The sequence below is a fragment of the Pseudobythopirellula maris genome (genome assembly GCF_007859945.1).
In the GTDB taxonomy this organism is placed as follows: Bacteria; Planctomycetota; Planctomycetia; order Pirellulales; family Lacipirellulaceae; genus Pseudobythopirellula; species Pseudobythopirellula maris.
The window spans coordinates 109753-122120 of sequence record NZ_SJPQ01000005.1; the positions used below are offsets into that span (position 1 = coordinate 109753).

Annotated in this window: 11 protein-coding genes; 3 read left to right on the forward strand and 8 right to left on the reverse strand. The window is 67.6% G+C overall.

Annotated features, from left to right (window positions below; all coding sequences use genetic code 11):
- Window positions 1–223 precede the first annotated feature (223 nt).
- Entirely contained in the window at window positions 224–2446 is a 2223-nt protein-coding gene (locus tag Mal64_RS19080) for a hypothetical protein (protein ID WP_197525894.1), read from the reverse strand.
- Between the two features lie 434 nt (window positions 2447–2880).
- Between Mal64_RS19080 and Mal64_RS19085 the strand changes: the two genes are divergently transcribed.
- Entirely contained in the window at window positions 2881–5130 is a 2250-nt protein-coding gene (locus tag Mal64_RS19085) for a retropepsin-like aspartic protease (RefSeq protein WP_146403366.1), read from the forward strand.
- Window positions 5131–5135: 5 nt separating this feature from the next.
- Here Mal64_RS19085 and Mal64_RS19090 read toward each other — a convergent pair whose 3' ends face one another.
- The 6 genes from Mal64_RS19090 to accD all read right to left on the reverse strand — a co-directional run bounded on the left by Mal64_RS19090 (window position 5136) and on the right by accD (window position 9200).
- Window positions 5136–5927: a hypothetical protein gene (locus tag Mal64_RS19090; protein ID WP_146403368.1), complete on the reverse strand. Its 792-nt coding sequence runs from the start codon at window positions 5925–5927 to the stop codon at window positions 5136–5138.
- Between the two features lie 270 nt (window positions 5928–6197).
- Window positions 6198–7187 carry an ion transporter gene (locus Mal64_RS19095; protein WP_197525895.1) on the reverse strand — a complete coding sequence of 330 codons (990 nt, stop codon included), beginning with the start codon at window positions 7185–7187 and terminating at the stop codon, window positions 6198–6200.
- Window positions 7188–7247: 60 nt separating this feature from the next.
- Window positions 7248–7424 carry a hypothetical protein gene (locus Mal64_RS20015; protein ID WP_197525896.1) on the reverse strand — a complete coding sequence of 59 codons (177 nt, stop codon included), beginning with the start codon at window positions 7422–7424 and terminating at the stop codon, window positions 7248–7250.
- A gap of 48 nt (window positions 7425–7472) precedes the next feature.
- Entirely contained in the window at window positions 7473–8039 is a 567-nt protein-coding gene (locus tag Mal64_RS19100) for a hypothetical protein (RefSeq protein ID WP_146403370.1), read from the reverse strand.
- Window positions 8005–8244: a hypothetical protein gene (locus Mal64_RS19105; RefSeq protein ID WP_146403372.1), complete on the reverse strand. Its 240-nt coding sequence runs from the start codon at window positions 8242–8244 to the stop codon at window positions 8005–8007. Before Mal64_RS19105 ends, Mal64_RS19100 begins: the two co-directional genes overlap by 35 nt.
- A 77-nt stretch (window positions 8245–8321) precedes the next feature.
- Window positions 8322–9200, reverse strand: coding sequence for an acetyl-CoA carboxylase, carboxyltransferase subunit beta (accD, locus tag Mal64_RS19110; RefSeq protein WP_146403393.1), 879 nt, complete (start codon window positions 9198–9200; stop codon window positions 8322–8324).
- A gap of 317 nt (window positions 9201–9517) precedes the next feature.
- Between accD and Mal64_RS19115 the strand changes: the two genes are divergently transcribed.
- Both Mal64_RS19115 and Mal64_RS19120 read left to right on the forward strand, forming a co-directional pair.
- A complete protein-coding gene (locus Mal64_RS19115; protein WP_146403374.1) occupies window positions 9518–10474 on the forward strand; it encodes a DNA-3-methyladenine glycosylase family protein in 957 nt (318 codons plus the stop codon).
- 105 nt (window positions 10475–10579) lie between these two features.
- Window positions 10580–11173, forward strand: a complete 594-nt coding sequence (locus tag Mal64_RS19120) for a GNAT family N-acetyltransferase (protein ID WP_146403376.1) — start codon at window positions 10580–10582, stop codon at window positions 11171–11173.
- A 30-nt stretch (window positions 11174–11203) separates the two neighbouring features.
- Here the strand turns inward: Mal64_RS19120 and Mal64_RS19125 are convergent, their stop codons facing one another.
- Window positions 11204–12295, reverse strand: a complete 1092-nt coding sequence (locus Mal64_RS19125) for a glycosyltransferase family protein (RefSeq protein WP_197525897.1) — start codon at window positions 12293–12295, stop codon at window positions 11204–11206.
- Window positions 12296–12368 lie beyond the last annotated feature (73 nt).

Below are 12368 nucleotides of genomic sequence, written 5' to 3' on the forward strand. Positions count from 1 at the left end.
CCCCGTCCCGCTAGGGACTCAGGGGGGCCGCGCTTATGGTCCCTTATGGGATAGCGGAACTAATGAGTTCCTCCGTGCGGGCGCGCTCAGTTCCTCTGTGCGTAGGAACCTATTGGTTCCTCTGTGGGCGAAGGCGTTGCGGCATAGGTCGCCAATGGTGACACGCCAATCAGACGCGTCACCATTGGCAAGAATGTATGACATATGGGAGCCGACGCGTCCCTCAAGGCGACTCGATGAACCCCTCGTGCCGCACCACCCAGGCCGGGGCCGCCGGGAAGCCGGGCGCGGGGCGGTCGGGGGCGCCCTCCCAGCCGCCGGCCATCTGGGCGACCGCCCACAGCACGCCGCCGTTGCCCGGCAGGTAGAGCGGCAGGCGCTCGGTTTGGTAGTTGTGGCCGTTGGCCAGGTAGACGTTCTTGGGGGCGTCCATCAGCAGGCAGTCGACGGCGTCTTCCGGGCGGTCGAGGCGGGCGGCGGTCATCGCCATCACCGGGAAATCCCAGCCCCAGGTCGTCGGCCAGTCCCAATCCTCCAGCACCGTGTCGAGCGTGCGCGACATGGTCGCGGTGTCGATCAGATCGCTCTTGGGCATCACGCCCAGCGCGCAGAGCATCGACGGGTGGTCGTGGCGATTGAGCAGCGGGGCCGATTCGACGGCGGCGTAGTAGCCGTCCATCACGGTCGGCTGGGCGATCTTGCTCGCCACTTCGCGCCACGCGGGGTTCGGCTTGCGGCCGAGACGCTCGCTCCACTCGGCGGCGGTCTGCAGGGCCCACCGCCAGTAGACGAGCTCGAACGTGGGGTTCATCGTCGAGCGACGCGGGTAGCACTCTTGGGCCGGGATGAGCGGCGGGCCGAGCACGTAGCGCTGGCCCTCTTCGTCCCACACGGCGATGTCGGCCATGAAGTCGGCCGTCTCGACAACGAGCTCGGAGTAACGCTCCAGCGTTTCGTGGGAGGGATCGGCGCGGTAGACCAGATCGGCGAACAAGATCGGGTGCGGCTGTTGCCAGATGAGGAACTCGCCCACGCCGCTCGGCGAGCTGACGCCGTGGGGCCCGGTCATCTTCGGCCAGCGCACGCCGGCGTAGCCTTGACGCTCGGCGATCGCCCGGGCAGCGGGCAAGATCTCCTCGTACCAGGCGAGGCTGGGGGTGAGCATCTCGGAGCGGTCCCACAGGGCGAACTGCGCCGCGTGCCAGGGGTGCATCTCCAGGTGGCCTTTGCCGTGCCAACTGTTGGTGGTGAGCCCCGTCTCCTGCGGCGGCATGGGGCCCGCGCACTGGATGGCGGTGAGGTACTGCGACAGCACGACGCGCCGCTCCAGTTCGCGCCAACGCGGGTCTTGGCTCTCGGACAGGTCGACCGCCGCGCCCGACCGCCAGAACGCCTCCCAGTGCTTGGCCGAGGCGTCGCGGAGCGAGGCGAAGCTTAGCGGCGTGGCGCCGTTGTCGCGGTTGTCGTCGCGGTTGTCGTCATCGAGGTCAGTCGGGGCCGGCCCCGTGGCGGGGAAATCGACCACCAGCTCCAGCACGTCGCTCCCCGGCTGGGTGACAACGGCGTGGTGCGCGGCGACTTGCTCGATCTGGGCGCCGTCGCCGAGCCGTGCGTCGACCCAGTAGCCGTCGCCGTCGAGCGTGCGGACGAAGACCGCCCGCCCGGGGGTTTGGAACATCTTGGTCGAGTGCCGCTCGGGCTGGTCGAACGATTGCACCGGGTAGCCCCACTCGCCGGTGGGGTAGCTGAAGCGGAGCTCCACTCCCACGTCGCCGCTCGCCACGAGGGGCGAGGTCACACGCACCGCCACCGCGTCGCGTTGCGGGTCGCCAACGGTTTGCACCTCGACGGTCTGGCCGCGGAACGTGAACCGGCTGGTCGCCTCGCCCGCCCACAGCGTGAGCCGTTGGTTGATCTCGCTGAGGTCGCCCTCGGCGGCCCGGTCGCCGTTCTCTTTGCGGAGCACCAGCCCGATCTGCGCCAGGCTCATGCGGTGCGGGTTGCGGCGGATGTGCTGCCCCGCGTCGCCGTTCTGTCCGTCGGAGTAGCTGACCGAGCGCCCCTCCACCTCGTAGTCGCTGAGCGTCTGCTCGTACGTGTACCCCTGGGGGTTGGGGAACGTGTGCCAGTGGCGGTCAGACATCGTCACGAGCGGCAGGTTCTTGCCGCCGTCGCCGGGGAAGGTCTGCAGGCCGGTCGCGTCGAACGTGAACGCGAAGCCGCCGTTGCCGACCGACAGCGGCGCCTCGGGCGCCAGGCGGTCGTGCGTCGGGTCGTGACGAGAGACGACCGCCTGGCGGTCGATCGGCGCCTCGGCGGCGGCCGGCGCCGCAGCGGGCATGACCAACGCCAGGAAGCAGGCCAGCAGGGCGGCGGGGCGGAGCACGGGGCGTGCACGGAGCGTCTCTTGAGCAGGGGTGGGCATCTTGGTTCCGGGAGTCGGCATGCGAGGATAAGTCGGGGAAAAGTTCGTGTAGAAAGCCAAGTTTACACCGTTTGCGAGGCCCCGTGAGGCGCCGCTCGGCGCCCGTGGCCAGGGCCCCTGCGGATAGGCGCGTGACTCGCCCAATACGTTGACCGCTTTGCCCCGGCTGCTTAGGCTTTAAATGCAAGGTTGCAGGCCCCCTTCGGGGCTTCGAGGCGGATATTCTTGAGCGAACGACCGGGCCGGAACCCGTACTCTGCTAAGACCATACCCCCCTCCCGCGGGCCGCTACGGCGCGATCTCGGCAAGATCGTCTCGCCGACGCGTTTCTGACCCGCACGGCGATTGCTATCGACTCGCCCGCTAAGAAGGTGGACTTCGCCAGCCCCGGCCGAACGCCGCCCATACCCGATCGATCCGAACCCGATCGATCCGAACCAAGGCTCACCCTACCGATGACGCGTTTCAACACGCTTGCTACGGCCGCCCCGCGGCTCGCACGATGGCTCGCCACCGCCTGCTGCCTGGCCGCAGCGGCCACGCTCTGCGCGCCGGCCGCGGCCGAGGTGGCGATCGGCGGGTTCATCCCGCTCGTGGGACTCGGGCTCACCGACGAGTACCAAACGTTCGACGAGGACGCCAGCTTCTTCATCGCCGACCCCGCCTACTCGGCCGGGGGATCGCCGCTCGGCGTGGGGGGCGCCCACTACGAGCTCGCCTTGCTCGACACGGGCGCCGCCACCCACATCCTCACCCGTGAGGCGTACGACCGGTTCGGCATCGCCAGCGAGGGGCTCAGCGGCACGAACTTCCAGCCGGTCGGCGGCGCCACGGGCATCGTGAACCTGCGGATCAACGACCCGATGGGCGTTTACACCACGGGCCTGGCCAACCGCACGGCGGCGGGCGGCGATTTGGGGCTCAACAGCGCGACGTTCCGTGGTCAGACGAGCACCGCGGTGCTGTCGGCGCCCAACGTGGATCAATGGAAGCTGCCCAACATCATCGGCCTGCCGATGGCGGCCCACCACGCGTTGGTCATCCGCAACGACCTGCCGCAGGTCTTCGAGCAGGACGGCCGCACGGTCCGCACCCCGCAGGTCGAGCTCCGCGACCTCGGCTCGGGGGGCGCCGGCGCCGGGCCGGGGGGGACCGACATCCTGCGCCGCGCCCAGCTGAGCCTGAACCCGGGAACGGGCTTCATCCAGGGGCCGTTCTACCTGCAGAACCTCGACATCGGCATCGACCTGGAATTCAACTTCCACGACAACCCGCAGTCGCCCACCGTCGTGGAGAACGGCGCGTTGTTTATTGACGTCGACATGACCAACGGCGCCGACGAGATCCGCGACAGCGGCTTCCTGTTCGACACGGGCGCCGACATGACGGTCATCTCGACCCAAACCGCGGTGCGGCTCGGGATCGACCCGATCCTCGACAAGGCCGACTTCGTGCTGGAGGTCGAGGGGTCGGGCGGCGTGCAGGGGGGCATCCCCGGCTACTACATCGACGAGCTCAACCTCGACACGGCGGGCGGCACGTTCCGCCTGCAGAACGTGCCGATCGCCGTGCTCGACGTGACCAACCCGAACGACCCGGGCAACGTGATCAACGGCATCCTCGGCATGCACCTGTTCAACGGCCGCAACATCGCGATCGACGCCAACGCGTCGGTGGGGCAGGGCGGGGCGCCGCCGGCGCTCTACATCAGCGACCCGGTCACCCACGAGGCCCGCTGGGGCAACCAAGGGCCCGACGGCGCCTGGGACGCCGGCGGCGAGTGGGTCGCCGGCGCGGCGCCCGGCCTGTTGGCCGACGCCCAGGTGGTCGCCGAAGGGGGCGACCGCACGGCGCGTGTCGCGGCCGACGCGTTGGTCTACCGGGCCACGATCGCCGGCGAAGCGGGCGCCAAGATGACGGTCGAGGTCGCCGCCGACGCGACCCTCACCACCTACGGCGAGACGCGCATCGACGCCGGCGGGGCGGTCCATCTTGAGGGGGGCGTGCTCGACGCCCAGTACGTGAACCTCAACGAGGGGGCCGTGCTCCGCGGCGAGGGAACCGTTGCGGTCGGCGTCGGCCCGATCGAGGGCGCGCTGCGCAATCTCGCCGGACGCCTCGAAGTCGGCGGCGACGGGCCCGGCGACCTCCATGTCATCGGCGACCTCTCCACTCTCGACGAGGCCGTCACGGCGTTCGACCTCACCGCCGCCGGCCACGACCGCCTGAGCGTCGATCGCTTCGCGTTCCTCGCCGGCGAGTTGGAGGTGTCGCTCGACGAGGGCGTCGCCCCGCAGATCGGGATGGGTTTCGAGCTCATCGCCGCCGGCGACGGCGTCTTCGGCGAGTTCGATTCGCTCGACCTGCCGGTGGGCTACCTCTGGCGCGTCGACTACGAGTCGAACGCCGTGGTCCTCACGGCCACGGCCGTCGGCCTGCAGGGCGATTACAACGGCAACGGCGTGGTGGACGCGGCCGACTTCACCGTGTGGCGCGACTCGCTCGGCTCGACCACCAACCTCGCCGCCGACGGCGACCTCAGCGGCGGCGTGGGCCCGGAAGACTGGCAAGTGTGGGCCGACAACTTCGGCAACTCGCTGCCGGCGACGGCGGCGGGCGTGCCGGAGCCGGGGGCGATCGCAGCAATCCTGCTCGGAATCACGTCCGTTTCTGGCGTGATTCGACGCCGACGACAAGCGGTATGATGGCCCTATAAAGAAGCCCGCCGCCGGCTCGCTAAGCAAGCCGCCACGCCGCATGCTGCCAGCAGAGTTGCCGCAGCGGGCTCCGGCATGTAGACAAACTCGCCACGGATCTGGATCGCAGCGATGTTGGCGACCTCGTTCACGGGCACGCCGATGATCACGCCAGGAAGACTCTGAAAGCCCAGCGTCGTGGCGGTGATTTCAACGTCGTCAAAGCGGAGGTAATCCCCGCCGTTGACCCCAGGGAATACACCGGTGAGCGGCAAAGCGGTCGAGGCTACGACGCCGCTCCCGAGGAAGGGATTGATCACGATGGTCCCTCCGCCGCTGGAGCTCGGGCCCGGCCTGTTGAAGTACACCACCAAGTCGACCGGTGAGGTTGTTTTCAATTCTCTGATCGAGAACCCAAAGAAATTGGGATTCGGCTCCAGGGTGACGCCGTCACTAAGGGGGCCGAAGGCCGCAGCGACGTTTTCGACGCCGCCGTGAAATCCTGACGTCAGATTGGGAGCGTTGATGCACTGGCAAGGATGCACGTTGTCGCCAAACGGCTGGCCAAATTCATCGAGCAAAGTCGGCACATTGAATTGAATCGATACGCCGCTGCCCGGAGCGAAAGACTGGACGGTTACCTCGTTCCAATAACTCCCTCCAGACGAACTGAGTACGCCATCGTCGCCGGCGTAAGCGCCTCCGTTACCGAAGTCGAGGTTAAGCGTCCTCACATTGTTTTGCGCCGACACAAGTGCGGGCAGACTCGCTAAGAGGACCAACGTAAAAATTCGCGATGTACTCATGAGAAGCCTCGTGGATAAGTCGGTTGTGGCTCCAAGGACATCGCTCGGGCGGGCGTTGAATCCGGGCGACGCGCAAGCCTGCATAAGGAGATTGCCCCCAATTCAGTTGGCTCTATCGCCACTCTGGTGGGAGAACCGGGTCGAGAGCCGCACGACTAGAGCAGAAATCAGCTTATTTAGAATAACGCCCCTAAGGCCACCGGTCAAAATTTCTGGGTCGACGCCCATGTAGAGGACGCCGCTCTGTATCCGAGGCGGATGGCTGGCGCGTCAGCTCAGCCCCGCCCCGCAGCGGTTGCAGAACGCGGCGTCGGGCGCGTGGCCGGCGGCGTTGCAGGCCGGGCAGACCCGGGCGTCGGCGTCGGCGTCGGCGGCGGAGGTCGCGATTCTTTTCTTCTCGCCCTCTTGCACCTGCAGCACCTCGGCGGCGAACAGGCCGGTGGGCACGATGATGATCGCGTAGCCCAGCAGCATCACCATCGCGGCGACGCACTTGCCGACTGGCGTGACGGGCGCAATGTCGCCGTAGCCCACGGTGGTCATCGTGACGATCGCCCAGTAGACGCTCGTCGGGATGTCGGTGAAACCGCTCCCTTGCCCCGCCTCGATCAGGTACATCAGCGTGCCCAAGATCACGATCGAGCAGACGATCACCGTCAGGAACACCGTGATCCGCGGCCAGGTGTGGCGCAGCGCAAAGAGCAGCGAGCGTGCCTCGGTGAGGTGCCGGGCGAGCTTGAGCACGCGGAACACCCGCAGCAGCCGCAGCGTGCGGATCGTGGCCAGGGTGTGGGCGCCGGTGAAGAACAGCGCCAGATAGCTCGGCGCCAGCGACACGATGTCGACGATGCCGAAGAAGCTGAACGTGTAGCGAGTCGGCTTTCTGACGCACGCCAACCGGGCCAAGAACTCCAGGCTGAAGAGCAGCGTGATCACCCACTCGACAGTCGCCAGCTGGGGGCCCCACTCGGCCGAGATTGACTCAACGCTTTCGAGCATCACGGCCAAGATGCTCAGCATGATGACGACCAGCAGCACGAGGTCGAACCACTTGCCCGACGGGGTGTCGGACTCGAAGATCACGTCGTACCACTTGCGCTGCCACGGGGCCGGTCCGGCTCGCAGGCCGGGTGTTTCGCGGCGGAAGAGGTCGGGCTCGGTGAGCCCCGGGGTCCCTTGGGGGGCGCCCATGTGGGGATCGGCTAACGGATCGGTGGGGGGATCGGCCTGGGGCTCGACGGGCGGTTCGGCGTCGCTCATATCGGGGAGTGTACCCGCCAGCAACGCCCGCACCAACGCCATTGGCGTGGGCGGGCGGTCTCAGAAGTTGAACAAGAAGTGGCCGACCGCAACGACCGCGATCGCGGCGACGACAGAAACGATCCCCGTGCTCTTCGCTTTCGAGCCACCCCCCTGCGAGACGCTTCGGAAAGACTTCACGGCGTTAAATACAAGCAGTGCGGCCAGCAGGACGAATAGCAAGAAGAAGAGATTCATGATGGGGGCCTGTTGGCGCCTGGAGTGAACTGCCCAAGCGGCCGTGTTTCAGAGCTCGCCGAGCTTCTGGAGGATCGACCGCCACTCTTCCTCGACCCCGAGCTGCTCGGCGAAACGGTCGAGGTATTGGCGGTCGATCTCGACGGCGCCGGTCACGAGGATCCCCGTGATGTCTCGCACGTGCTTCTCGGAGCCGCCCTCACGGTAATAAATCAGCTTTGCCAGGATCACGTCTTCGGGCGCCGCGACCTTGACGTACTTTTCGGGGAGAAGAGGCGCTTGGATGCAGCGGGACAGTTGTGTGCGAGACCAGTCGCTATCGCCCGCGATCATGAAATCGATTTTGTTCCCCGAGGCGGGGTGCAGGAGATTGAACTGCCCGCGGCATTCGACCGCTTCGTGTGCGGCGGTCTTGCTGACATAGAAATCGTCAGCGTGGAAGGCGTTGCAGATCGACTCGGCGTCGAACACGTCGAGATCAACCACAAGATCGATGTCTTGGGTCAAACGGGGCTCTCCCCAAGCCCCGCTAGCGAATGAGCCCACGACGGCGTAATCAACCCCCAGTCGGTCGAGAGTCTCAACGACGAGACGCAGCAGGTCCAGCTGGTCCACCGGCCATCCTCCGCGCGACCTCGGTCTCGATCTCTCGATCAGACCATTGGGGGTTTAAGGCTCGGGCTGTCGCGGCGATCATCGCCCTGGCGGTCCGGTTCGAGGCCCCGATCATCGCCACGCGCTCGGCGACCGACTTCGAGCGAAAAATCGCCGCCTGCGCCGGATCGACGACTTCGATATTGCGGGGGTCGATGGCGGGCATGGTTCTTCCGTGGCGTGGGCCGCCGGCCATTGGCCGGCGGCTAAATGGGCTAACAGCTAACAGCCATGAGCCAACCGCTACTTGCCGCAGTAGTCGATCGCCCGGGCGATCTCGCTCTTGAGGTCCACGCGGCGGACGATGCGGTCGATGTAGCCGTGCTCCAGCAGGAACTCGCTGGTCTGGAATCCCTCGGGCAGCTCGGTGCGGAGCGTGGCCTTGATCGTCCGCGGGCCGGCGAATCCGATCAGCGCTTTGGGCTCGGCGAACACCAGGTCGCCCAGCGAGGCGAAGCTGGCGGCCACGCCGCCCATCGTCGGGTTCGTGAGCACCGAGATGAACAGCCCGCCCGCTTGGTCGTAACGGGCCAGCGCGGCCGAGACCTTGGCCATCTGCAACAGCGACAGGATGCCCTCGTGCATGCGGGCGCCGCCGCCCGACGCGCTGATGATGATCAGCGGCAGGTTCTGCTCGGTGGCGCGCTCAACGAGCCGCGTGAGCCGCTCGCCGACGACCGAGCCCATGCTGCCCATGATGAAGGCCGAGTCCGTCACGCCGAACGCCACGCGGCGGGCGCGGATCATGCCGGAGCCCGTCAGGGCGGCGTCGCTCAGGCCGGTCCGTTTCTGCTCGGCGACGATCCGCTCGGCGTACGGCTTCTTGTCGGCGAAGCCCAGCGGGTCGGTCGGCCTGAGCGTGGAGTCCCACTCCTCGAAGGTCCCCTCGTCGAGCACCGTGCGCACGCGGTCGGCGGCGCTGAGGTACATGTGGCGCCCGCAGACCGGGCAGACGCTCATCTGCCGCTCGACTTCCTTGCGGAAGACGGTCTCGCCGCAATCGTCGCAGCGCAGCCACAGGCCGCTCGGCACGCCGCGTTTCTCACGCGGGGCTCGGGGCGTGGGCCGCTTGGGCTCGTCCGACGAGGCGCTGGCGGCGGGGTTGGCGTCTCCGATCGACATCACGCGGCTGTTCACGCTGATGGGGGGCATGCCTGGCGACGCGGCGCTAAGGAGGCCGCCGGGGATGGGGAATGGGTCAGGGTCATCAGGCCGCGGCCGCTCCCCGGGGGGACCGGTCGGCCAACTCCACATGGTAACAAGCCGCCATAAACCCCACCATGCCAGCAGTCCCGGTGGCCAAGTGGGGGCTGCGAGTCTGACCGCCGGGCGACCACGCTCGGCAATCTTGTGCGATCGGCCGATTTCGCCGAGAAAAAGGGGGTTGGCTGGGGGCGCCGCCCAGCGGAATCGCCCCTCAGGCCCTAGCAAATCGCCCGATGCCCCGTCCGACACTCATGCGGATCGCCGTTCCGAAGGACTTTGATTTCGTCCGGGCCGTCTGCTCCTACGGCTACTTCCTGTTGGCGCCGAACCTCTGGCGGCCCGAAACGCTGTCGTTGCTCCGGGTGTTCGACCCGGCCGAGGGGGGGCTTGAGGGCGAGCGGCTGAGCACAGAGATCGACCAGCCTGGCGGCCGGGGCGCCCCCGTGCGGGTCCGCTGCGACCGGCCCTTGGCGGCCGCCGAGCGGGCCTTCGTGCGGCGGGCGCTCGCTCGGATGCTGCGCGTCGAAGACGATCTTGCCCGTTGGCGACGGCTGAACCCGGCCGCCAAGCGGCGCGGCTTCGGCAGGCTGTTCCGCTCGCCAACGCTGTTCGAGGACATGGTCAAGACGATCACCAGTTGCAACGTCGGCTGGACGAGCACCATCCGCATGAACGAGCTGCTCGTCGAGCTCGTGGGCGAGGGGGCGTTCCCCACGGCCGAGCGGCTGGCGCGCTGGACCCCGGCCCGGCTGCAGAAGCGTTGCCGGGTGGGCTATCGGGCCAAGCGGATCATCGGCCTGGCGCGGCGATTCGACCGCGGCGAGGTCGACCCCGTCTGGTTCGAATCGCCCCAGCGTTCGACCGACGAGCTGCGCGAAGCGATCCTCGCCCTCGACGGCTTCGGGCCGTACGCCGCGGCCAACGTGCTGCAGACGCTCGGCCACTACGACCACCTGCCGATCGACACCGAGACCTACCGCCACTACTGCCACATGACGGGTCGCAGCAGGCCGGCCAACGACAAAGAGCTCGACCCGCTGATCGAAGCCCGTTACGCACGGTTCGGGCCTTACCCGTTCTTGGCGTACTGGTTTGAGCTTTGGCGCGATTACGAGCGTCGTCACGGCGACGCCTGGACCTGGGAGCCCCGAACCACGGGTCGGAGTTTCACGGCGTCAAAACTGAAGTAAGCTTGCGGGACGGCTTGGGGCCCCGCGCCCTCACAATCCCTACGTTCACCCACGACCGGCCCCCAACCGCGTTTGGGCGGGGCTATCTCGAACTCAATCGGCGCTTTGTATCCTCCGCTGGTCCAGACCGTTTTCTGCCGCGATATGACCGAGCGTCAGGCGCTCGCCGCCGGCAGGCTGCTGGCCAAGGTGTGGCCGAAGCCGGAGAAGGGGCCCCGCGAACGGGCCGCCCAAGTGCTGCAGCGCGGACGCGACTACGAGGGGCCCGACGAGCGCGGGCCGCGGTCGCTGATCATTTATGAGGGCGACCGGCTCGACGGCGAACGGGTGACCGCCCACGCGCTGGTCTTCCCGCGGCTCGTCCGTTTCACGGGAGTCGGAGAGCAGGAGGTGCTCGGCCTCTCGCTCGTGGCGGCCGACCCCGACTGCCGAGGCCAGGGTCTCGGCGCCGCGGTCGTGCGGGCCGCGTTCGACTTGGTCGACGAGGGCTTCTGCCGCTTCGCTTACTTCCAGACGAGCAACGAGGTGCTGCCGTTCTACCAGCGCATGGGGGCCGTTCGCGCCGAGAACCGGGTGTTCAACTCGCTGAGCGACATCGACCCCACCGCCGACCCGTTTTGGGATGAGGCCCGCGTGCGTTACCCGAAGGGCGACGCCTGGCCGACAGGCGAGATCGACCTGCTGGGTCCGGGGTACTGACGACGCCCCGATTCGCACCCTCGTGCGTTTTTAATCCCCGGTCATTGACCGGGGGCTAAATAACATCGCGTCGATCGCCGCGGCCGCTTCTTCGGTGCCGTCGAACGACTCGGTTTTGTTGGCGAAGTTCGCGCGGAAGCCTTCGCGGTTCTGCATGAAGGCCGCGAAGTCGTCGGCCCCCACACGCTCGATCGCCCGCCAGTCGCCGTAGCCCATTTGCTTGAGGAAATGGGCGTTGATGCACTGCTCGTGGTGCTTTTGTTCCGGCAGGGCGAAGAACGGCTTGCCGAAGTAGAGCGCCTCGCCGAGAAGCTGGTTGCCGGCCGCGGCGATCACCGCGTCGCAGCCCGCCAGGTCGTCGAGGAAACCGCTCTCGCTGATCTCGCAGAACGTCAGCTTGCCGCGCGGCGCCCGCGGGCCGAGGCCGTACACACGCACCGGCGTGTCGAGGCCTTCGAGCATGTCGAGGATCCGCGGCGGGGTCGCCTTGCGGAGGTACGTCAGCAGGTGCTCGCCGCGGGTCGGCGTGCGGTCTCGCAGCGCGGGCCGAAGCAACGGGCCGACCTGCGTCACGTTCTCGCAGCCCCTGCGCAGCGGCGGCTTGTAGAACGCCGAGACAACGGTCTTCTCTTGGCCGATGCCGAACATCCAAACCGCCCAGCTCATGGCCCACGCCCACCAACGCAACCTGAGCGGCAGCGACGACAAGTCGTAGGTCGTCATGAAGTGCTGGTGGTCGAGGCTCAGCACCGGCACGCCCACGCGCCGCGCGGCCCGCGGCATGAGCGGCTCGAAATCGGCCACCACCAAGTCGGGGCGGTCCGAGCGCAGCCGCTTCTCCAGCGTGCTGGTGTGCCGGCCAAGCCGCACCCACAGGGCGAGCCCCTCACGGATGGTGCGCAGCAGGGCGAGCTTCTTCTCGGTGTAACAAAACCGCAGGCCGGGGATCTCGACCACCTCGACCTCGGGGTCGTCGGCGTACTCCTTGCTCAAGAACGCCAGCGCGTCGTGCGAGGTGAACAGCACCATGCGGTGCTCGCCGCGCAGCCGCTCGACCATCGAGCGGGCACGAGCGGCGTGGCCGCGGCCCTCGCCCATCACGCTGAAGTAAATCGTGGCCACGGGGCGAAAAAGGGTAGGGGGGATAGAGCGGAAGATTTATCCCCCTCCCCCGCTTGCGGGGGAGGGGCTAGGG

Bases quoted from the DNA above. Each gene is read 5' to 3' on its own strand.
- Mal64_RS19080 (WP_197525894.1), bottom strand. From the start codon at position 2,446: ATGCCGACTCCCGGAACCAAGATGCCCACCCCTGCTCAAGAGACGCTC.
- Mal64_RS19085 (WP_146403366.1), top strand. From the start codon at position 2,881: ATGACGCGTTTCAACACGCTTGCTACGGCCGCCCCGCGGCTCGCACGA.
- Mal64_RS19090 (WP_146403368.1), bottom strand. From the start codon at position 5,927: ATGAGTACATCGCGAATTTTTACGTTGGTCCTCTTAGCGAGTCTGCCC.
- Mal64_RS19095 (WP_197525895.1), bottom strand. From the start codon at position 7,187: ATGAGCGACGCCGAACCGCCCGTCGAGCCCCAGGCCGATCCCCCCACC.
- Mal64_RS20015 (WP_197525896.1), bottom strand. From the start codon at position 7,424: ATGAATCTCTTCTTCTTGCTATTCGTCCTGCTGGCCGCACTGCTTGTA.
- Mal64_RS19105 (WP_146403372.1), bottom strand. From the start codon at position 8,244: ATGCCCGCCATCGACCCCCGCAATATCGAAGTCGTCGATCCGGCGCAG.
- accD (WP_146403393.1), bottom strand. From the start codon at position 9,200: ATGTCGATCGGAGACGCCAACCCCGCCGCCAGCGCCTCGTCGGACGAG.
- Mal64_RS19115 (WP_146403374.1), top strand. From the start codon at position 9,518: ATGCCCCGTCCGACACTCATGCGGATCGCCGTTCCGAAGGACTTTGAT.